Origin of the sequence: Bacillus infantis (assembly GCF_008180445.1) — a bacterium.
Classification (GTDB): Bacteria; Bacillota; Bacilli; order Bacillales; family Cytobacillaceae; genus Bacillus_AB; species Bacillus_AB infantis_B.
The window spans coordinates 317,490-338,780 of sequence record NZ_VTER01000001.1 but is presented as its reverse complement, the minus strand read 5'-3'; the positions used below and the strand labels follow the sequence as shown (position 1 = coordinate 338,780).

The following is a 21,291-nucleotide window of genomic DNA, read 5'->3' as shown; positions in this document are numbered from 1 at the left end:
GGTTAGCTAATAATACTTCCAAGGCAGCAAACTTTGTTCTCTCAAAAGAAAAAGCCGTACACTGCTCTAAACCGCAAAAAGCCAAGGGAGAGAAATATACGCTTCTCTCTCTTGGCTTTTTGTCGTGCAGCTTTAATGCCGGTGTTTTTATACAGGCTCCCTGCGGTTATCAATTTTCTTTGCCATGGAAAGGGCAGCCGACAGTTTTTCCTCTATATAATAGAGGGCATCAACATCACTCCGGGTCCCATCCAGATGTTCTTCTATAACATTGCAGAGCATTCCGGCCGCCCTTGTAACCTGGTCCAGGGCCGAAGCAAGCTCCCAGTCTATGCATCTGTTTGTGGTAGCGATCATTTGTATTTCTTTCAGCTGCCGATGGACATTCCGGATAGAAATGGCATCGAACTGATCATGGATCACGCTCATTTTTATTCCCCCTTTTTATTTTCCCCTTTACAAACTATGCATATCTCCTGGTTTATAGAATACGTTCGTCACCTGCAGTCAGAAGGGTACTGGAATATGTCAGTAGCCTTTCCTGTAATCAACAAGATTGCGGGCAGGCTTCTTACCTTCTATATATTCCTTCAGGTTGGGAACAAGAATATCGTTGATGACCCTTTCGTCGTAATATTCGGTTGAGCCGGAAGTGTGTGGTGTGATAATTACATTTTCCATTTCCCAGAGAGGGCTGCTCTCCTGGAGAGGTTCCTTTTCAAAAACGTCCAGACCTGCTCCGGCAATCTCGCCATCTTTAAGGGCAGTGATCAAATCCTGTTCGACCAGGATTTCACCTCTGCCAATATTGATTAAGAATGCAGAGTTTTTCATCCTGCTAAACTGTGATGCGGAAAACATAGAGTGTGTTTCAGCTGTTAGAGGGAGTGTGATGACAATATAATCACAGTGAGGCAGAATATCATCCAGCTTTTCGGCAGTGTGCATTTCGTCAAAATACTGTTCTTCTTTTCCGGAGTGCCTTACTCCAATTACTTTCATGCCAAATGCTTTAGCGATTTTGGCTGTTTCGCGGCCGATTTCACCCGCACCGATGATCCCGATGGTCTTTTTGTGGATTTCCTGGTTCATATGGCTGTGATGCCACTTCTTCTCTTCCTGGTTTCTCACATAGGTATGTAATTTCCGGGTGAGAGCGAGCATCAGTCCAAAAATAGTCTCAGAAATCGGGTAAGCATGGACTCCGTTCGCGCTTGTCAGGAAGACATTGTTTTTTTCCAGCTTTTCAAGCGGAAGATTATTGACGCCTGCACTCCAGGTTTGAATCCAGCGGAGGTTTTTGCTGTCCGCCGCTTGGGCTGTATCTTTTTTCCATCCTGCTATAATTTCAGCATCCATCAGATGGCTTTTCCAGATTTCAGGATCTTTTCCTGCGATAATATTCCATCCTGGCATAGCGTTTTTAACATTCTTTAACAGGTCTTCACGCAGATCTTGTGTGAGTATCATTGTTTTTGTGGACAAAATAAGCTACCTTCTTTCTCAATAGATGACAGAAATTTCGAATAATACTATTCTAACATCTTTGGAAAATAATAAGAAAAAAAATGCTTTTATTAGGTACAAACGATTAAACCTAAGACTGGGAAAAGTGGAATGAAAAATTATTTTAGAAAGGCTTTGGTGCCTATCCGCTATGACAGTGGGATTCTTTTTATTAATAGGCTATTTGAGCTTTGTTTCCCGCTAATGAGCCAAGAATCTATGCAGAACACGATTAAAGCTTCTTGAAAAAGGAATGCATTCTTTTTATAATAAAATAGACCGAATATTCTATTTTGAGAAAAACTTATATCTGGGGGGAAACCTAATGCAAACTGCCGCTGTGCTTTCATATGAAGCTGCCCTAAAGAAATTTGAAAAAATCGATGAAAAAATAACTCATTTAACAAGCATTTCCAGCCTTTTGGGCTGGGATCAGAAGGTGATGGCTCCGAAAAAAGGAAGAGGATTTTTCTCCAAGTCAATCGGGACGCTTGAAACGGAAATCTTCAAGCTTCAGGTAAGCGGGGAACTCGGAGAGGTGCTTGCCATTCTGGATGATGAAGAAAAAACTGTTCATCTGGATGAAAGAATGCAGGCAAGGATAAGGGAAAGAAAAATATTTTATGACAAATCAAAAAGCATCCCTGTTGACTTGTACAATGAATATAGCATTCTGACTGCAGAAGCCAACAATGCCTGGGAGGAAGCCCGGGAAAAGAATGATTTCATGCATTACCTTCCTTATCTGGAAAAGATCATAGATTTCAAAAAACAATTCATAAAGCTTTATGGCGAATATAATCATCCATATGATGCACTATTGGAAGATTTTGAACCGGGGCTGACAGTAAAAAAGCTGGATCCTCTTTTTTCATCCCTGCGCAAAAGCAGTGTGGAGCTGCTGAAGAAGATACAAAATTCTGGTGCAGTTCTGCCGGTTGAAATCGTCAGACAGTCTTTCCCTGTTGGCAAACAGAAGGAATTCAACAGGAGAATTCTTCCTGAGATCGGCTTTGATCTGGATGCAGGCCGGCTGGATGAAACAGTCCATCCTTTTGCACAGCCAATCAATACGAGAGATGTCAGAATTACAACCAGATATGCTGAATACAATGTATTGACCGCCCTGTTCGGCACGATCCATGAAGCGGGTCACGGAATTTATGAACAGCAGATTGATCCTGCTCTTGAAGGCACTTGCCTCAGGGAAGGGGCATCCTTCGGCATTCATGAATCCCAATCGAGATTCCTTGAAAATATGGTTGGCAGAAGCAGACAGTTCTGGAGCCGCTTTTATCCTGAATTCCAGAAAACCTTCCCCGGGCAGCTTGCGGATGTAACCGAAGATCAGTTTTACAAGGCGATAAATGCGGTTAATCCTTCCCTTATCAGGGTGGAAGCTGATGAATTGACCTATAATCTCCATATCATGCTCCGCTATGAAATTGAAAAAAGCTTGTTCGAAGGGACGCTTTCTGCAAAAGATCTTCCGGAAGCATGGAATAAAAAGATGGAGGATTATCTGGGAATTGCACCTGAGACAGATACGGCAGGAGTGCTTCAGGATGTACACTGGTCATTTGGCGGGTTTGGCTATTTCCCTTCGTATGCTTTGGGCAATCTGTATGCAGCGCAAATCCTGGAAACAATAAAAAAACAAATCCCCGATTTTGGGGAAAAGATAGCAGAAGGCGATTTCAGCACCATCATGCAATGGCTGAAAGACAATATTCATCAGTATGGAAAAACCTTCACCCCGGATGTGTTAATCCAAAAGGTAACAGGAGAAGAGCTGAATGCTGAGTATCTTATTCAATACCTTGAAGATAAATATGGGGAATTATATAATTGCTGAATAAAGGCTCTCCCTCGAGGAGGGCTTTTTTCTTGAAAGAATAATAGATAGAAGGTGATTTGTTTGAAGGCGTATTTATTTCTGTTCATTGCCATTGCAGCAGAATTATTCGGGACTTCTATGCTGAAGGCCTCTGAAGGATTTACGAAAATATGGCCGGCCATTGGGGTTCTCCTCGGTTTTGGAGTGGCATTTTTTGCTTTATCTCTTTCTTTAAAAACAATCCCATTGAGCATCGCATATGCTATCTGGTCCGGAATCGGCACTGCTGCAACTGCAATAATCGGCATATTGATCTGGAAAGAAAAGCTGAACATGCTGAGCGCTGCAGGAATCATCCTTATTATTCTTGGCGTTGTTCTCCTTAATATCGCTTCTCCATCAAGTCATGCAGGCGGGGAAGAGGCTTATACAGAAACAATAAAAGAAAATTAATTTACAAAATATTCTATTAATTGTATAATTATCCTGATAAATAAGATTGAGAGGCTTCTGGCAGACAAACTGGAAGCCGTTTTCTTCTGATAAAACTCCGCATTTTTCTCTTATTCGAACCCATCACATTAACAAACTGTTTACACATACATTCCATAGACCTATTCCATTCTGGAGGTGTTTCTTATGTGAATACACCGCTGAAAATATTATGAAAAAATCCAATATAGTGAAAAGAATCTGGTACAGGCTTTTTTCTTATGGATTAAGCCAGGGGAGGGGAAACTTTGGATCAGCTATATATAGAAAAATTCCTTATAAGGAGAGAAACACTTTGCATAATGCCATTCAGTAATCTGTTTGGGGAGCGGCATGCTGAAATTGTAGGTCTAAAAGATGAATCTGTTTTGGTTAAGGGCCCCCCGCATGAGGTAATGAATGATTCCCTTCAGCAGCTGGGAAGCAATTTAAAGGGCGCTATGAAGGGCACTAAGAAAGTTTTAGGCAAAGTCAGCATGCCGCCGGTACGGCTCTGCGGCCTGCAGGATATGTTTTGGTTTCCTCACAAAGCTCCCTTTCATGAAGACTGCGTGTGGTTTTCGCTTCACGGGATAGAAGATGTGGCAGCCATTGAGGTGAATAAATGTGCTGTCCTGCTTATAAACGGAAGAACAGTACATCTTGATATTTCGGAAAAACTTTTCAAAAACAGGATGGCCAGGGCTGAGAGCTATAAATACCGGATTGAAAAGGCAACAGGCAGAACACTGACATATCTTTATACCCCGCCGGCCGGCTTTAAAATAAGTGAGTGAGCCAAACTTATTCATGCAGAGAAAATAATAAGAATCTTTGAGTCTTTCCCGGCATAACTCTTTTTATACACAAATTTTGAAAGGGTGAAAGAGATGGGGAGGGCTTTAGTATTTCAATCAGATTTCGGATTAGCAGATGGGGCGGTCAGTGCGATGCACGGTGTTGCTTTTTCCGTCAGCCCTGCCATTCCAATTTTCAATTTGACGCATAACATTCCTGCTTTTTCCGTATGGGAGGCATCCTGCAGGCTTAATCAGACTCTCCCATATTGGCCTGAAGGGACAGTCTTTGTTTCTGTCGTCGATCCTGGTGTCGGTTCTGAGAGGAGGAGCCTTGCAGTCAAAACAGCAACAGGACAGCTGGTCATCACGCCGGATAACGGCACATTGACACATGTCAGCATGAATGCAGGGATTGCTGAAGCAAGGGTCATTAATGAAACGGTGAACAGGCTTCCAGGATCCTTGGAATCTCACACATTCCACGGCAGGGATATTTACGCGTATACAGGAGCAAGGCTGGCCAGCGGCACAGTCAGCTTTGAAGAACTGGGGGAATATGCAGATCCCGGCGGTATTTGTATTTTGCAGTCTCCATGCTCTTCGCTCAATAACGGCAAATCTGCAGGGTGTATTGAAATCATGGATGTCCGCTTCGGGAATTTGTGGACGAATATTGGGAGGTCTCTGCTGAAGGAGATGGGTATAGCACACGGAGACAGATTGATAGCGGAAATCAGGGCCGGCCAATCACTTGCCTTTAGAGGGCTGATCACTTTTGGTAAATCTTTTGCCGATGTCCCTGGGGGAGAACCTGTTGCCTATATAAACTCACTTGGGAATCTCGGGCTGGCTGTGAACCAGGGTTCTTTTGCTGAAATATTTTCGATAGGGGCAGGGCAAGACTGGACCATAGCAATTGAAAAGGCAGAATTCCGGGAGGTGCTGCAGCAAAACCTTGCAAGTGGGATTGCTGCTACATGAGAGAGGATTAGGGAGTGCAGGAAGGCTTGCTCTTTTTGAAGGCCATTGGCATGTCAAGGAGATAAAAGCCAATTCCATAAGCAATGAGAAAGACCTGGAAGGGTCTTTTTCTTTTGGGCAGGTTTTATTTGAAAACCGCATGAATAGGAGAAACCTCCGGAGGAGAAGAGGCAGCCAGATCGAGGGTTAATGCTGGTCAGAGTGCTTGAAGCTATTGAGGTACTCAAAAGTCTGGATCCGCCCGCTCAAAATGCCTCAAACAGCACATATGAGGTACCCAAGAAAGTAAATGCGCCGATCAGAGTTCCTTAAGCGGAAACGGGCAGATGGCGTACTGGAGAAAGGGTCCGCAATGCTTTGACTCAATCTGCACGCCCAATTGCTGATATTAACATGTGTATATTAGACTTAAAAGTATCATATCGACTTTATATCTCCGTTCAATCCCACAACCGTGAAATCAGCCTTCCTAACCATAAAAACGGGTTTAATAATTGGCTGAGTCCCTCTGAAAGAATTTCCATAAAAATCGAGTCTTTTTGTTTTCCAGCCGCCTGCTTCCCTTTTTTTCCTTCTTTTTCCAGTCGCCATAGTTTCACCAGCCTTAGTGCGGTTGTCGCAAATTGGAATAATGAGTTACTATAACCAATATTATACAAAATAAAACTTCCTGCTTACTATATGCTATTTTACCCGGATGAATGTATGGAGAAAAAAATGTCTAAATGGCACGTTTAGATAGATTTTCGCTGTTTTTCTGTAAAATATAGGTATTTGAAGCATAAAAACTAGGATAAAAGTGGTTTAATGTCACGATTGAAATATAACTGTAATATAATTATTACCTGTTTGAAAGATTTGGGTGTTATACTTCTAATTGTGAAAAAAAGGTTTAAATTGGTTTATTTAATAGAATTTTGTCACAGAACAATCAAATTTAACATTTAAAATACATATAGTTTGCCGTTGGCTTTTGCATGTAGATAAAGAGAGAGTCTTATAGCTTGGCAAAGGGAAGCAGGGGGAAGAGAGCGATGAAAAAGAAATTAGTAGTGCTGAACACGACAATTATGCTTGGCCTGGGAAGTGCATTTTCCATCCCGGCAGTAAATGCGGATACATTACACAGCAAAAAAGCTCAAATCCAGGAACAGCGTTCTGGAATCCAGGCCAATATTTCAAAGGCAGCTCAAGAGATTGCAAAAGCTCAGAATGAATTGGAAAAATTGAATGCACAAATTGCCCGCGTCAATCAGGCAATCAAGGATAATAACAGCAAGATTGCAACAACAAAAGAACAGATTGCTGCTACAAATGCTGAGATTGAAGAACTGAAGAAAGAAGTAGCTGTCATTCAGGAACGCATTGAGAAGAGGAATGAAGTCCTGAAGGAAAGGGCGAAGTCATTCCAGGAAAGCGGTGCTTCAGTAGGCTATCTCGAAGTGCTGATGGGTTCAACAAGCTTCAGTGATTTCATTGATCGCGTAGGAGCAGTAGCTAAGATTGTCGAGGCTGACAGAGGTTTGATGGAAGAGCATGAAGCGGATAAGAAGGAGCTCGAAGAAAAGAAGGCTTCTGTTGAGCAAAAACTGGCGGGCCTCAATGAAATGAAGACAGAACTTGAAGGCATGCAGGCCCAGATTCTTGAACAGAAGGCCCAGATCGATGTGCTGAAGGCTGAGGTTCAGCAAAAGGAAAAGCAGGCTACTGCCCTGAAAGCGGACTTGCTTCAAAAAGATGCAACACTTGCATCTGAACTGACTTCAATTGATAACGCGATTGCGCAGGAAAGAAAGCGCCAGGCTGCCGAAGCTGCAAAAGCAGTGCAAAGGAGCTACAGCTCTAATACAGCAGCATCTTCCAACAGCGGATCAAGCAGCAATAGTGGATCTAGCAATAGTGGCGGAAGCAGCAGTACTCAGTCATTCGCGCCTGCACCGAAGGCAAACGGCAATATCAATACTGCCATCACCGCAGGTTATAAATATATCGGAAACTCTGTCTATGTTTTCGGCGGAGGAAGAACTGCATCTGATGTTGCCAACGGCCGTTTTGACTGCTCAGGCTTCGTACACTGGGCTTTCGCACAGGCTGGCATTAGTGTCGGTTCAAGCACTGATTCTCTTAAAAACTCAGGCACCCGCGTTTCCACAAGCGAAATGCAGCCAGGAGACCTTGTATTCTTCAATACTTATAAAACAGATGGACATGTTGGAATCTATATTGGCGGCGGTAAATTCATCGGATCACAAAGCTCGACTGGCGTAGCAATTGCCAATATGTCAAGCGGCTATTGGGCACAGAAATTCAACGGGCGTGTAGTAAGGGTCCGTTAATAAAATATTCTTGATTAAAGGAGAGGGCCTTCACGCCCTCTCCTTTTTTGATGTTCAGGAGATAATAAATTGTATGTCTTGTTGATTATTTTCAAATCTTGATCAACTTTAGCATGTGCGCCGAGACCACAATCCAAACCTCCCTATAAGGCAAAGAGAACCCTTTTTGGGGAAGTTCGTCTTGAGGCTCCCAGTAGGGGGCATTAAGTAGTATATAGATGTACAAGTGGGCAGAGTTGTTTTAATGGCAGCTTCAACTGGTAAACTGTCTTGTTACCCCCTGCACTCTACCAAATAGTTCTATATACCTATAATTATTTTAGAAAAATGAATATTTTCTGTTTATTCTATTGAATCTCGTTTATTTTCGGCCGATAATAGTAAAAAAGGATGATTCAGGGGGCTATAATGATTACTATATTAAGAAATTGGAATTTGGGAAAGAAATACATAGCTGTCTTCGCTGTTACTATTTGTTTATTCATTTTATCAGCTGCTGTCGTTTTCAATCAGTTTTCTTTGATTAAGAGTAATGTTGCTTCCATTGACGAGAACAGCATGCGCGCTGTCCAGCTGACAGAGATGGGCTCCATTTACCGCTCAAAGACTATCATGGTGCTGGATTATGTGCAGGTACGCTCACAGAGAATCGTTGAAAACTATGATAAACAATCGGGCGAATTCCTTCAGCTGCATGAGGCATTGAAAGGAAGCATGAAAACGAAGGAAGAGCAGGAGCTTTATGGTAAGTTCATTGAAAGCGATGAGAGGCTTAATGAACAGTTTAAAAAACAGCTTATACCAAATATCGAAAGCAATGCCAAGGTTTTGACGGTCCTGAATGATATCCGCACCAAGAGGGATACTGTCATCGCTCGCTTAAATGAATTAAGAGAAAGTGTGGAGGCAGGCAAAAACCAGTCAATTGCCAGTACTGAGGAACGGCTTCAGGCAAGCATCATCATTTTGATTGCATCTATCCTTGTTTCTTCTGCTTCTGGTTTTGCATTCATCATTCTTATTAACAGGACAGTCAAGAAAAATCTCAGGGCTGTGGTGGATAGTGCCAGGCGGGTGTCATCTGGTAATCTTTCAGGAACCCCGCTCGCTTGGAAGGGTAAAGATGAAATCGGCATCCTGGCGAGTGCCATGGACGATATGAAAGAAAATCTCCTCCAGATGGTAGGCTCCATTCAGGAAGCTGCAGGTTCGGTACAGACCCAAAGCAGTATCCTGACAAAGTCTGCCAACGAGGTAGCCGCAGGTGGCCGGCAAATATCAGCAACTATGGAGGAACTGGCTTCCGGGACTGACCAGCAGGCACTGGCAGCATCTGATCTTTCTGAAACAATGGCCAGATTCTCGCAGAGCATCAAGGCTGCACATCATTTTGGAATATCTATGTCGGATACGGCTGGGAATGTATTAAAGGAGGCTTCCATAGGCATGGAGAGAATGGAGCAGGCGGGAAAGGATATGACACAGATTCATAACACCGTCGAGGCTTCTGTTTCCAAGGTTGGCGAGCTTGAAAAGCAGTCAGGGGAGATTGTTTCCCTTGTTGAAGTGATTCAGGGCATTGCAGACCAGACGAATCTGCTGGCTCTGAACGCTGCGATTGAGGCGGCGAGAGCAGGAGACAGCGGAAAAGGGTTTGCTGTCGTTGCAAAGGAAGTAAAGGCCCTTGCCCAGCAGGTAACCTCATCACTGGTTCATATTACAGATATCGTAGCCAGCATTCAGAGAGAATCTAAGCAGATTGCCGGTGCTTTGAAGAACAGCTACTTACAGGTTCAGCGGGGCACCGGGAGCCTGAAGGATACTGAAGAGACCTTCAGCAGCCTGAAAGAATCCATCCTTTCTCTGGGAGAGACAATTTCCAAAATGAGCAGCACCCTTGAGGAGGCTAATACGAATACATCTGCCATCAGCCAGTCGGTTGAAACGATAGCATCGGTGTCAGAAGAAGCTGCCGCAGGTGTAGAAGAGACAGCTGCAACCATCATCCAATCCAATTCAGTGATGACCGATGTTGAACAAAATGCCAACGGTCTGGCAGACTTGGCAACACAGCTCAATCAGCTTGTCAGCCGATTTAAAATATAAGATATGGCCCGCTGATTCAGCGGGCCATTCTTATATTTGCTCCGCATCAGCGGCGAGGCAGCATTTGCCGCGTGTGCTCCTGCTGCCGGATGAAGATCTTTTGCAGGCACCTTACGAGCAATGCTCCTTTTATGCTTTATTCGCCAACGAACGGAATATCTGTGTTTTGATGCTTCCCTGTACAATGTTTTGGATGAAAAAATCGCCTATCAGCTTAACATAGTCTTCATCGTCAAAAAGCCTTTTATTCTGAAGCTCCATTTCTGCCAGGCCTTCATAGGTGCACAGAAATGCATATGTATGGTCCGGCCCTGTTACAGGGGTCAGGATATCGACTTTGTGATCGTACATTTCATTTCTGTGCTGCTGGATTGCTTTTATATTTTCAATAGCTTCTTCAAACTTGTCCTGCTTAAGTTCAAAGGTTTGGTAGACAAAGACAGACATTTCAAACACTCCTTATGCATTAAGGATGACAGCAATTATAGCTTTCACGGAAACAGAATTTTTATGCGGTGAAAAGGGAGAAAAATGTTGAATAGGTTTATGCTTTGTATATTCTTCTAATATTGGGTATGATGGAAGAAAAAACTCTTGGAGGCAAACTGTGTTTATTGCAATAATTTTCTTTTTGTTTATGTCCTTTTTCTTGTCGGGGAGTGAAACGGCGCTGACTGCCGTTAATAAAATGAAGCTGAAGACAAGAGCTGAAAATGATGATCATAAAGCCCAAAAGCTTCTTGATACTGTAGCAAAGCCGGATGAACTGATCACCGCTATTCTGATTGGCAATAATATCGCAAATATCATGCTTCCTACATTGGTCACCATCGTGGCGATCAATCATGGAATCAATGTAGGGATTGCGACCGGTATATTGACAGTCGTCCTGATCATTTTCGCAGAAGTGCTTCCTAAATCCATCGCTGCAACTTTTGCAGATAAAATTGCTTTCACCGTGTTCCCGGTCATCCGTTTTTTAATGATGATTCTGAAGCCATTAACATTTTTGCTGTCAAGATTCACAAGGGGAGTCATCCGTCTGCTTTCGAAGGACAGCGAAGCAGAAGTCAGCTTTTCCAAGGAAGAACTGATCACTATGGTGGATATTGCTACAACAGAAGGGACATTTAATAATGAAGAAACAACGAGAATCAAAGGAGTCATTGATTTCTTTGAACTTGATGTGCGAGATGCCCTGAAAACACCGCGGACTGAGATCATCGGCATTCCTGCTGACTCTTCATATGAAGAGGCGAGGGATATCGTATTGCACAGCCATTATACACGCTATCCTGTGTACAAAGAGAATATGGACAATATTGTCGGGGTATTTCACAGCAAACAGCTCCTGTCCTGGTCCCTCGACCTTTCAAATGCACTGGATGAATATACAGATAATGACCCTTTATTCATATACGAATTCCATTCAATAGAAAGGGTCTTTAAGCTTATGATGAAAGAGCGCAAACATATTGCCATCGTCCTTGATGAATACGGAGGCACACGCGGGATCATTACGCATGAAGACATCATTGAGGCCATGATCGGACAGGAAATCAATGACGAAACCGATGATGAAGAAGTGCTGATAGAGGAACTTACCGACTCTCATATTGTCTGCAGCGGAAAGCTGTCCCTCCATCGCCTTAACGAGGCTTTCAAAACGAAGATACCGGAAGAAGAGGATGTCCTGTCAGGTTTCCTGCTGAAGGAATTAGGCTATTTTCCTGAAGAAGGAGAGACATATGACTACCATCACCTGCGCTTTACAGTAAAGGAAATAGAAGACAATAAAGTCAAGCAGATCGAGATAACAAAACAGGCTGGTACAGTTGAATAGAAAAAAGTAGGATTCTGCCGGGAAAATGGCAGAATCTTTTTTTTCAATCTTAGCCTGAAACGTACATATACTGTGGAAATAAAATGATAAATTCTTTACTTTTTTCTGCAATAAAAAGGGTTTTTCAGGACAGAGAGCAAATAAAAACTAGAGCTGTAAGAAAAAGGTGAAAATATGAACCCAGAACAGATGAAGGCTGCAGATAAGGCGATTGATTATATGAAGCAGCATCTTGAGGAAGAGATAACCACAAAAGAGCTTGCCGATTTAACAGGCTACAGCCTTTTTCATTTTACGAGGATTTTTAAAAAGGCGACAGGCATATCTCCGAGGCATTTCCTTAGTGCGTTAAGGATCGAGATGGGGAAGGAAGAACTGGCAAGGAAATCTTCACTGACTAAGGCAATGATGGCTTCAGGGTATCTTAGCCCGGGTACGTTTCAAACCCGCTTTAAAAATCATGTGGGAATCAGCCCCAGACGATACGAAGCCAGTATGGAAATGCTGCAGAAAATGATGGATGAGACGAAAACGCTGCTCCCTGAGAGAACGGAAACGGAGGCACCGGGAAGCGGGGCAAAAGTAAGCTGTCTTTTCCATGTTCCCCCGGGATTCAGGGGAATTATTTTTGCAGGATTGTTTCCTGAGCCGATTCCTGATCAGAGGCCTGTCAAAGGGACTGCTTTCAGCCATAACAGCCCTCAATGCATTTTCACAGACATCCCGGAAGGAACTTATTATCTGCTGGCAGCAGGGCTGGAGTGGAGCATGAATCCCCTCAGGTATTTCCAGCCGGAAACATTCCTAAGAGGGAAATTGGAAGGAACGGTGGAAATCAAGAAAAATACGGACTGCAAAGCAACCGTTCAGCTGAGGGAGCCGCTTCCCCATGATCCGCCGATCTTAATCAATCTTCCTCTCTTGCTGTTTGAAAAAATGACCAACAAAGCAAACTAGAAGAATTCTTTGGAAAAGCAAAGCCGTATAATCAGGAAAAGGAGGAGAACAGAGTGCCTATTAAAACTGATATCATCATACAGGCTGAGAAAAGCTTAATTTGGAAGGCGTGGACTGAATCAGACAGAATGACAGAGTGGTTTGCTCCGGAAGCAGTGATTGAACCAGAAGCAGGAGGAAGGTTCGAACTTTATTTCAATCCCTCAGATAAGAGCAGTATGAATACAAAAGGATGCAAAATCCTTTGTATCTTAGAAGAAGAGAAACTTATGTTTGAATGGAAAGGACCTGATGCTTTTGCCGATCTCATGAATGATGATCATCATAACTTGACTTATGTAACCGTTGAACTGGAGGATATTCCGGAAGGCGTTCATATCTTGCTGATACATGACGGCTGGGGAGAGAGCGGGCAGTGGGATCGGGCAAAACAATGGCATATGGCAGCCTGGGATCAAATGCTTGCAAGTCTGAAGCAGAATATTGAATCCGGCAAGGGAATACTTTGCTGTTAATAAGAAAGGGGAAGCTCTAATGGCTCAATTATGTGCAATAGGAATTTACGTGCCTGATTTAACAAAAGCGGTCCGTTTTTATACAGAAGTGCTTGATTTTGAAGTAAACAAACAATATGGCCCGAAAATAGTGTCGCTTGCACACGGTGAACTGCCGATTATTCTGGAAGAAACTGAAGGTGCAGGTTATATAGAAAGAAAGGAAGCCGCAGGGCCAGTGCTTGTGCTGCAGACGGAAAACTTAGAAAATGAAGTCGTGCGCCTGAAATCCAAAGGTGCAGATTTTGTGATCGAAGAGCCGGCAGCTTGTCCTCCGGGAAGGTACATAAGTTTCAGCGATCCGTTCGGCAATAGATTAGAATATTTGCAGTTTGATTGAGGAGAATCCAACTTTCTCCTCTTTTTTTGGTTAACTTGTAAAGCTTACAATAAAGCTGAAAAATCAGTAAAAGGAGGCATTTTATGAAAGCGCTGCCAGTAATGCTGCTGATCTTTTTCTTTGCTGCTCCGCTCGTATCGTCCGCCGGAGGGGGCGGAGGAAGCGGGGGAATTCCGGGACGGTGGTATCCGGGGGAAAATCCCGATATAGTGAATCCTGCTCTCCCGCCGCTTGTGTTTATCCACGGGTACAGTAATTCTGCAAATGTCTGGCTGGAGAATAATGATATGCCGGAAATAGCGAGGGGATACGGCTATCAGACCGCCTATGCTGATCTATATCCGGATCGGGATATGTGGGAAAACGGAACGATGCTGGCCGGTATGCTAGGGGAAATCTACAATCATTTCGGACAGAAAAAACTGGCAGTTGTTGCCTATAGCAAGGGCGGTGTGGATATTCAGACAGCTCTTATCCATAATGAAGCATATCCTTTTGTCTCCAAAGTAATCACCTTATCTGCTCCCCACAGCGGCACACAGCTCGCAGATCTTGCCAATAGCAGTGCTGCAGGCTGGCTCGCCGAACTTATCGGCAGCCGCAATGAAGCCACAGCCTCACTCCAGACAGGTTATATGAGCTATTACCGCAGTTTGACAGACTCTCATCCCAACGCACGGCGGATTCCCTTTTACACGATTGGGGGGACCGGCTGGGGCAGCTTTGGATCAGCAACATATTGGGGCGGTTTGTACTTGAGCCAGTATGGCAGGAATGACGGAGTTGTGCCCGTAAGCAGTTCACGGCTTTCAGGATCCCCTGTCATAGCTGAGCGGTCCTGGAACCATTCGAGCATAAGGCAAGGGTCTGTCATATTTCCTGAGCTAAACCCATATTTATCCGTGCCTTCTCTCCAATCTGAACTTTCTCCCATATTAACTGATACAGATTTTTCACAGTCTGCCAGCATGATCATCCACGGTGGAATGGCAGATGAGGAATTTGAAGATTCCTTTCTTATTGAAGATGAAGTAAAGGCTGCCTCAGTGTCTGTGTTGAGCAGCAAAAGTGTACCTGACATGGTTCTGCAGGATGAACAGGGGAACAGCTATGCACCCGGCAGAACTTATAAAGATGCCTCAGGATTTTTTTCTGGGGCATATGTCACTGAATTCACCATAAAGAAGCCTTTGCCAGGGAGCTGGACTGTAAGCAGTAAAGAGGACGGCATCGGCTTTCTGTATACAGTCAGCCTCGAGAGGGATCAAGCAATTCCGGGAGTCGGCAAAAATCCGGAAATCTGGAAAAGCATGCATCCGGGCATGAAATACCAGACAGAGTGGGTTCACTCAAAAGGCAAGGGAGCTAAGTCTTCCTCTGTTCACGGTCTGAAAGCGGGGCTTCCTGATGCTTCAATTTTCCAAGAGGAAGGAACTTACAGCCTCACCATCCAAATGACCGGCAAAACCAGCCAGGGTAAAGCATTTGAAAGGAGCATTATACAGTCCATCTATGTAGATGATGCCGGGAAAATTTATAAGTAGAAAAAATGTTTATGACATTTTCCATAAAAAATCTGGTCCTTGGCATCGGCATACGCTGGTGCCTTTATTTTTTATGGTTATTCAATTTTTTTGAAATATAAATTCGAAATATATTGAATATAATATTCAGATTATTTAAAATGATGGTAATGCATCATATCAGGAAAATAAGGAGGAGTTCTATGGAACATATTAATTTATCCGGAAGAAAGAGGGAGAGCTACAAGGTGGAGTTCAGCCATTCTCTTTTATGGGAGTGCGCCCTTGGCATAGCTGCTGTGACCAACGGGGCACTGATTGACACGCTTGAGCATTCAGCAAAGCTTTCAGGAATCAGGGCAGGGGCATCTGCCCGCCTAAAGGATCAGCTGGATCATATAGAAAAGAATAATACATGGAAGTCGCTGCTTCAGCTGCTGCATCATGTGGAAGCCCGGACCCTGCAGGATTTTGTTGCAGCTGTAGAGGAAATGGATGGAAAAGAGCTGAAGCAGATCTGCCTGCCTTTTCTGGGCCAGGAAAAAGAAGAAGCGAGGAAGCGTGCAGCCGCTGGGAATGAGGAATCCCTTGGAGAATTAATACGTCAAGTGGAAGGGCATAAATTTTTCCCGGCATATATCTCCTATATCTTTAAGGAATCGCCAGGAAAACTGAAGAAACATCTTATTTCCAGTATGGAAGGCTGGTATATGGAAGCTATAGAACCTGACAAAGAAGAGCTTTCAGCTATATTGGAAAAAGATGTTCAGGACAAAAAAATGCTCTCAGCCAGAATTTCCCCTGAAGATCTCGCTGAAACTGCAACAGGGGGGATTACCTACCTTCCTGAGCCTGGTGTCTATACTGTCAGGCTGATTCCGCAATACGTGTACCGTCCCTGGACCATTGAAGCGGATCTGGAAGGCACAAAGGTATTTTATTATCCAGTTTCAAACAGCAGCCTGCCTGCTGATGTGCCGGACAGTCCTGGTTATTTCCTTGTTCAAAAGCAAAAGGCGCTCGGTGATGAATTCAGGCTTCGCATTGTCAAGCTCCTTTTCAAGGAGGACCTGCCGCTGCAGGATATTACCGAGGAGCTGAATATCGGGAAATCGACTGTACACCATCATCTTAAGATCCTCAGGTCAGCCAAGCTTGCAGAAGTGCACAATCATAAATACAGGCTGAAAAAAGAAGCAGTCCTTTCTTTGGGAAAAGAGCTCGAGAGGTATCTGATGGGTGGAAGTGAATGATTTGGAAAATGAAGCCGTTCCGCTATTTATGGGCAGGTGCAGCGGCTTCAGAAGCAGGGGGAGCACTCGGCACTTTCTGTAATTCGATCATGGTATATGAATTGACAGGATCGAAGCTGGCTCTTGGCAGCATGTGGCTGCTGTATTATCTGCCCTCTCTCATCCTGCAGCTTATTTCAGGGCCATTTATCGACAAATGGAGCCGCAAGTGGATCATGGTCGTCTCCCAATGGACAAGAAGTCTTTTTTTCCTTCTTCCTTTTGTGATGATCAGTACCAGCCAGCTTGAAGTTTGGCATATTTATGCTGCCCAGATTGCTGTCGGGCTTGTCTCTCCCTTTTATATCCCGGCAAGCCAGGCCCTGCTTCCTTCGCTGATAAAAGGAGACCGTCTGCAGTCTGCAAACGCTGTACTCGACGGTACAGTCCGGCTGTTGTCCATGATGATCCCGATGACGGGAGGATTTGTTATTGAGAGAGCAGGAACAGAGGTGAGTCTGCTGCTCGTAACCATTTTCCTGCTGATAAGCGGCAGCTTTCTTTTATTTATTGCAGAACCCGAAGAAGAACGGACCATCAGAAAAACATGGCTTGAAGAATTCAAGGAGGGAATCTTCTATTATATTAGGAATCCTCTGCTGCTGTGGCTTGGGATTTTCCTTGCTTTCGTCCAGTTTGGGGTAGGAGCAGCCATGGTCCTCAATCTTCCGTACATAATTGACGAACTTTCAGAGAGCTACGGCAGCTACGGGGTTTTTATGGCGGGATTTCCGGTGGGCTATCTTGCAGGCACGCTTCTGATCGGGAAGGTGCGAATAAGCAATCGCCGCACTTCTATGCTGGGCGCGCTGATGGCAGGAGGTTCGACTTATATCCTGCTGGCGATTAACACCAGTCTTGCAGCCGCAGTTGCGATTGAAGCAGCAGCCGGAATTTCCATGGCTTTTTTCAATATACAAAGTACAGTCATCTATCAGCAGACAGTACCGGACCATTTGAGAGGAAAAGTTTTCTCGGCCAGGCTGTTCATCATCAGGGGGGCAATGCCCTTGGGAGTGCTTGCAGGAACCCTTTTGGGCAGCCTGTGGGGAGTCAGGCCCATGTTCCTCCTTATTGGGGCATTGATCATCGCCGCATCTGCAATAGGGCTCCTTCATCCTTATTTTGCATTTCTAAATAATCAGACCGGTCATCAGGTACAAGGAACTGAAACGGATTAGCCTGGGTAGTGGGATGTATGAGCCTCCGTAAGGGTACCGTCTTTATGCGGAAAAGGGGAATGGATTGCTGTTCAAAAAAATTACAAGAGTGAATATATTTATATAAAAAAAGACTAGTTTTTTTAGCTGTATTTACAAGGAGGAAATTTTTATGCTTAAACGGGTAGACGGCAGGAGAGGCGCATGGAAGCGTGTTACCGACAGAGCTTATTCACAATGCTGGCTTGATGCTAAAGAATTTACGGGCCACTTAGCTCTTATTGAGCTGATTAAAGTTACGGAAAAACTGACAGTCAAATACGAAGAAAAAGAAATATGCATTGCTGCCGATGGCTACAGCTGGCTTCAGCATTTTCCGGAGGATAAATATTATACAGTAACGACCATGATGGATGAGAACGGAGAAATTCTTCAATGGTATATCGATATCTGTCATGAGATTGGACTCGAAGAAAATATTCCGTGGATGGATGATCTGTTTCTGGATATCGTTGTACTGCCAGCAGGAAATGTATATCTGCTGGATGAAGAAGAGCTGGAGGATGCCCATAATGCCGGCATAATAACTAGACAGATGTATAATCTTGCAAGGAATCAGGCTAGTGAACTGATGGCTGCAATCCAGGCCGGCAGCTTCCCGCTATTGAATCTGGCTAAAGAGCATGCTGAAATTGTGAAAAGAGCTGGTTTTTCAGAGCCTGTTAGACCAGATAGCTAAAGACGGTGAACAGAACACTCACTCCGGAGTCTGTTCTTCACCGCCTTCATTTACGTCTGGAGAATCAGGGCTTTCTTCTTCGCTGCCTGCAAAATCCTGTGGTGTGATGCCGCCTCCGTATGTTGCGCCGATATTCATCTGGCCGCTGAGTTCCTTTACTCCCAGCTGATTGATGTTATTGGTCAGTTCATATTTATCGACTATGAATCTGTCAATATGGAATTCCTGAAAAATGACGGGCGGAGGGCTTTTGGAATCAGGCTGGGAAGAAGGTGTGTCCATATGGGGATTCTCATTTGTGCCAGCGTGTAAAGCAGAGATTTCCCGCCTCAGTTCTGAATTCTCTTTCTCCAGGCGGAAAATGGCATTTTCCGTATTCTGCAGGCGCATCTCCAAGTTTTCTATCTGCTGGAGGTGGCGGCCAAGTGCTTTATCGATCATTTTTTCAATGTGCTTTTCTTCCAGAACAGGACCGGGGCTTTGTCTAGTATCAGCGGCAGGTGTCCGGGCTGTGAATCTCTTCTTCAGGGCGATCAGGCTGCCCAACTCTTTTTCTATTGAAAGGAAGCGCCTGACATGGACATCGCATGTCCTGATCTTTTTAGACTCTTCTTCAAGGGATTCGATCCTCGATTCCAGTCCGGCCAGACGGTCATCGCGATCCTTGCCAAGTAAATGTTTAAAAGCCATATCTCACCACACCATTAAGTCCTTGTATTTCATTCAATCGGTATCTGTTCCTCTGGCTGGGAGAACTTCGCGTAGCTGATCTCCAATAGGCCGTTGATGAATTTTGCTGAAAGTTTATTATCATTGGGAATGGCAGGAAGTTTTACAGCTCTTTCAAAATTCCCATGGAATCTTTCTTTTTGAATATTCTTTATACCGCTGTATGGTACGTATATAGTTCCTCTGATGATCAGTCTGTCACCCTGTAGGAACAGCTGGACATCCTCCCTTTGGATGCCTGGCAGACCGGCCAGCAGGATGATTTGTGTTTCTGTCTCGTATATATCCACTAGCGGAAATTCGGCTGACTTCCGGTAGCCGGCTTCCCCCGGCTCGCCGGCAAAACTGTTGAAAGCCGCAGATTCCCCGAATTGCCCCCCTGGCCCCTGTTCAAAAACCTGATTCCAAAAATCTCCGCCCTGTACCTTCTGGGCAAGCTCCATCCATTGCTTCATTTTTTCGAGGTCCATACTATCACCTGCTTTAAAAGTTTCCAGGGATCATTGTTTATTATTTATCTTATTTTCAAATATGCCAATCATGCCAAAATGATGAAAAGTGCATCATTCATAATAGGATAAATTTGTTTGATACAGCAAAAGATAGGAGAGAACTGAATAAAAAGTGAAGAGGAGTAGATATGCAAGGACAATCATTATTCAGCAGTGACTGTGAAAAAAATATGAAGTGGCTGGAAAGCCAGCTTGGCTGCAGCTCAGATATCAGAATACGGAGAATCAAGCCGGTTCATATTCAAATGGAGATGATTCTTGCTTATATTGATGGAATTGTGGATGCTGAAAAAATAGAAGAACAGATTATTTCACCTCTGCTTGGTGCCGGAAAGGAGGATCCAAGTCAAGAGATGCCGCCGATACCGCTGCTTGTAAGCAGCATTCTTCATTCGGGGCACATAAAAGAGCTGGATGAGCCTTCAAAAGCATTAAAAGAAATGCTGGACGGGAACAGTGTCCTGTTTATTGATGGCTGGGATAAAGCTTATGCTCTTGAGAGTTCAAAATGGCCGGAGCGGAGTCCTGCAGAGCCTCAGGCACAGCGGACACCCATTGGGCCCAGCATAGCCTTTAATGAATCTCTGACAAATAACCTGGCTTTGATCAGAAAAATTTTAAAAAGTCCTGACTTAAGGATTGACAAGGGACCATTCAATTCCAAAATTGTTACACAGCTATCACTCATATATGTTGAGGGGAAGGCGGATAAAGAGATTTTGGACAGCGTAAGGCAGTCCCTGTCAAAGATTGAAATTCCTTTCATTTTGGATATCAATTATCTGGAGGAGGCATTGACCGAGGGAACAAAAACATTTTTTCCCCTGACTCTTTCAACTGACAGGCCGGATGTGGTTTGTGCTGAAGTGATGGAAGGCAGGATAGCCATTGCTGTGGATGGAACACCTTTTGTGACTACCCTTCCTGCGGTCCTTGTACAATTCTTTCAATCTCCTGACGATTATTATACTTTGAACAGAGGGGTGCAGATCCGCAGGCTGGCCCGCATCTTTTTTTTCATGTTGTCAGTGCTTTTGCCTGCGCTTTATATTTCCTTTACGGTCTATCACCCCGGGCTTGTCCCGACCCAGCTGCTGATCGGAATCATAGCACAGCGGGAGTATGTGCCGCTGCCTACCATACTTGAGGTTTTGATATTTTACTGGCTGATCCTGATCATCAGTGAAGGATCTTTAAGGCTTCCGCAAGGGGTTGTACTGACGGTCACAATATTTGCTTCTATCACTTTGGGCCAGCAGGCTGTTGAAGCGCAGCTGGTGCAGCCTACGTCGCTTGTTATATTGAGCGCTGCCTATGTAATGGCAAGTATATCGCCGATTTACAGCCTTGTTACGGCACAAAGGAGGCTGACGTTCCGATTCATCCTTTTATCTTCATTTCTTGGGCTGTTTGGAGTGATTGTCGGATTCCTGGCTTTGCTCCTGCATTTATGCTCCTTAAGAAGCTTTATGGTTCCTTACTTATCTCCATTGGCACCATTTAATCTGTCTGATCAGAAGGATGCTTTATTCAGGGTGCCCATTCCGGAAATTGTAAAAACCGAGAAAAAATTCACTAAAGAAGAAAAAATGAAACGGAAGTAGT

21 protein-coding genes and 1 pseudogene are annotated in these 21,291 nt (G+C 44.2%); 16 read left to right on the top strand and 6 right to left on the bottom strand.

Annotation, left to right across the window (positions count from 1 at the left end):
- Positions 1-147 precede the first annotated feature (147 nt).
- A complete protein-coding gene (locus tag FZD51_RS01890; protein WP_148973190.1) occupies positions 148-429 on the bottom strand; it encodes a hypothetical protein in 282 nt (93 codons plus the stop codon).
- Between the two features lie 99 nt (positions 430-528).
- Positions 529-1,485 (bottom strand): D-2-hydroxyacid dehydrogenase, encoded by a 957-nt coding sequence (locus FZD51_RS01885; protein WP_148973189.1) that lies wholly within the window; start codon positions 1,483-1,485, stop codon positions 529-531.
- A gap of 346 nt (positions 1,486-1,831) precedes the next feature.
- Between FZD51_RS01885 and FZD51_RS01880 the strand changes: the two genes are divergently transcribed.
- The 4 genes from FZD51_RS01880 to FZD51_RS01865 all read left to right on the top strand — a co-directional run bounded on the left by FZD51_RS01880 (position 1,832) and on the right by FZD51_RS01865 (position 5,595).
- On the top strand, positions 1,832-3,361 hold the full coding sequence (locus tag FZD51_RS01880; RefSeq protein ID WP_148973188.1) for a carboxypeptidase M32: 1,530 nt from the start codon (positions 1,832-1,834) through the stop codon (positions 3,359-3,361).
- Positions 3,362-3,424: 63 nt separating this feature from the next.
- Positions 3,425-3,796, top strand: coding sequence for a DMT family transporter (locus FZD51_RS01875; protein ID WP_148973187.1), 372 nt, complete (start codon positions 3,425-3,427; stop codon positions 3,794-3,796).
- Positions 3,797-4,083: 287 nt separating this feature from the next.
- Complete coding sequence (locus FZD51_RS01870) at positions 4,084-4,611, top strand: competence protein ComK (RefSeq protein ID WP_148973186.1); 528 nt, start codon at positions 4,084-4,086, stop codon at positions 4,609-4,611.
- A 93-nt stretch (positions 4,612-4,704) separates the two neighbouring features.
- A complete protein-coding gene (locus FZD51_RS01865; protein WP_148973185.1) occupies positions 4,705-5,595 on the top strand; it encodes an SAM hydrolase/SAM-dependent halogenase family protein in 891 nt (296 codons plus the stop codon).
- Positions 5,596-6,035: 440 nt separating this feature from the next.
- Here FZD51_RS01865 and FZD51_RS01860 read toward each other — a convergent pair whose 3' ends face one another.
- Positions 6,036-6,254 (bottom strand): hypothetical protein, encoded by a 219-nt coding sequence (locus tag FZD51_RS01860; protein WP_148973184.1) that lies wholly within the window; start codon positions 6,252-6,254, stop codon positions 6,036-6,038.
- 375 nt (positions 6,255-6,629) lie between these two features.
- On the opposite strand from FZD51_RS01860, the gene FZD51_RS01855 reads away from it, so the two are divergent.
- The 3 genes and pseudogenes from FZD51_RS01855 to FZD51_RS26805 all read left to right on the top strand — a co-directional run bounded on the left by FZD51_RS01855 (position 6,630) and on the right by FZD51_RS26805 (position 10,037).
- Complete coding sequence (locus tag FZD51_RS01855; protein ID WP_187445591.1) at positions 6,630-7,931, top strand: coiled-coil domain-containing protein; 1,302 nt, start codon at positions 6,630-6,632, stop codon at positions 7,929-7,931.
- Positions 7,932-8,321: 390 nt separating this feature from the next.
- A pseudogene (locus FZD51_RS26810) lies at positions 8,322-9,095 on the top strand (HAMP domain-containing protein); the annotation flags it as partial.
- Entirely contained in the window at positions 9,081-10,037 is a 957-nt protein-coding gene (locus FZD51_RS26805; protein ID WP_420886205.1) for a methyl-accepting chemotaxis protein, read from the top strand. The pseudogene FZD51_RS26810 and the gene FZD51_RS26805, both read left to right, overlap by 15 nt.
- 129 nt (positions 10,038-10,166) lie before the next feature.
- On the opposite strand, the gene FZD51_RS01845 is transcribed toward FZD51_RS26805, so the two are convergent.
- Entirely contained in the window at positions 10,167-10,484 is a 318-nt protein-coding gene (locus FZD51_RS01845; protein ID WP_148973181.1) for a hypothetical protein, read from the bottom strand.
- A gap of 160 nt (positions 10,485-10,644) precedes the next feature.
- Here FZD51_RS01845 and FZD51_RS01840 point away from each other — a divergent pair, with 160 nt between their 5' ends.
- From FZD51_RS01840 to FZD51_RS01805, 8 genes are all read left to right on the top strand, one after another.
- The gene (locus tag FZD51_RS01840; RefSeq protein ID WP_148973180.1) at positions 10,645-11,880 is read left to right on the top strand and encodes a hemolysin family protein; all 1,236 of its coding nucleotides are present in this window, start codon (positions 10,645-10,647) and stop codon (positions 11,878-11,880) included.
- A 174-nt stretch (positions 11,881-12,054) separates the two neighbouring features.
- Positions 12,055-12,837 (top strand): helix-turn-helix domain-containing protein, encoded by a 783-nt coding sequence (locus tag FZD51_RS01835; protein WP_148973179.1) that lies wholly within the window; start codon positions 12,055-12,057, stop codon positions 12,835-12,837.
- Positions 12,838-12,890: 53 nt separating this feature from the next.
- On the top strand, positions 12,891-13,352 hold the full coding sequence (locus FZD51_RS01830) for an SRPBCC family protein (RefSeq protein ID WP_148973178.1): 462 nt from the start codon (positions 12,891-12,893) through the stop codon (positions 13,350-13,352).
- A gap of 19 nt (positions 13,353-13,371) precedes the next feature.
- A complete protein-coding gene (locus FZD51_RS01825; RefSeq protein ID WP_262380628.1) occupies positions 13,372-13,731 on the top strand; it encodes a VOC family protein in 360 nt (119 codons plus the stop codon).
- 83 nt (positions 13,732-13,814) lie between these two features.
- The gene (locus FZD51_RS01820) at positions 13,815-15,275 is read left to right on the top strand and encodes a lipase family protein (RefSeq protein ID WP_148973176.1); all 1,461 of its coding nucleotides are present in this window, start codon (positions 13,815-13,817) and stop codon (positions 15,273-15,275) included.
- A gap of 182 nt (positions 15,276-15,457) precedes the next feature.
- Positions 15,458-16,507 (top strand): ArsR/SmtB family transcription factor, encoded by a 1,050-nt coding sequence (locus tag FZD51_RS01815; protein ID WP_148973175.1) that lies wholly within the window; start codon positions 15,458-15,460, stop codon positions 16,505-16,507.
- Positions 16,504-17,727 (top strand): MFS transporter, encoded by a 1,224-nt coding sequence (locus FZD51_RS01810; RefSeq protein WP_148973174.1) that lies wholly within the window; start codon positions 16,504-16,506, stop codon positions 17,725-17,727. Before FZD51_RS01815 ends, FZD51_RS01810 begins: the two co-directional genes overlap by 4 nt.
- 151 nt (positions 17,728-17,878) lie before the next feature.
- Positions 17,879-18,445, top strand: coding sequence for a ribonuclease FAU-1 family protein (locus FZD51_RS01805; RefSeq protein ID WP_148973173.1), 567 nt, complete (start codon positions 17,879-17,881; stop codon positions 18,443-18,445).
- Positions 18,446-18,463: 18 nt separating this feature from the next.
- Here the strand turns inward: FZD51_RS01805 and FZD51_RS01800 are convergent, their stop codons facing one another.
- Together FZD51_RS01800 and FZD51_RS01795 are read right to left on the bottom strand one after the other, a co-directional pair.
- On the bottom strand, positions 18,464-19,135 hold the full coding sequence (locus FZD51_RS01800) for a hypothetical protein (protein ID WP_148973172.1): 672 nt from the start codon (positions 19,133-19,135) through the stop codon (positions 18,464-18,466).
- 29 nt (positions 19,136-19,164) lie between these two features.
- A complete protein-coding gene (locus FZD51_RS01795) occupies positions 19,165-19,644 on the bottom strand; it encodes an Hsp20/alpha crystallin family protein (protein WP_148973171.1) in 480 nt (159 codons plus the stop codon).
- A gap of 170 nt (positions 19,645-19,814) precedes the next feature.
- Here FZD51_RS01795 and FZD51_RS01790 point away from each other — a divergent pair, with 170 nt between their 5' ends.
- Complete coding sequence (locus FZD51_RS01790; RefSeq protein WP_148973170.1) at positions 19,815-21,290, top strand: spore germination protein; 1,476 nt, start codon at positions 19,815-19,817, stop codon at positions 21,288-21,290.
- Position 21,291 lies beyond the last annotated feature (1 nt).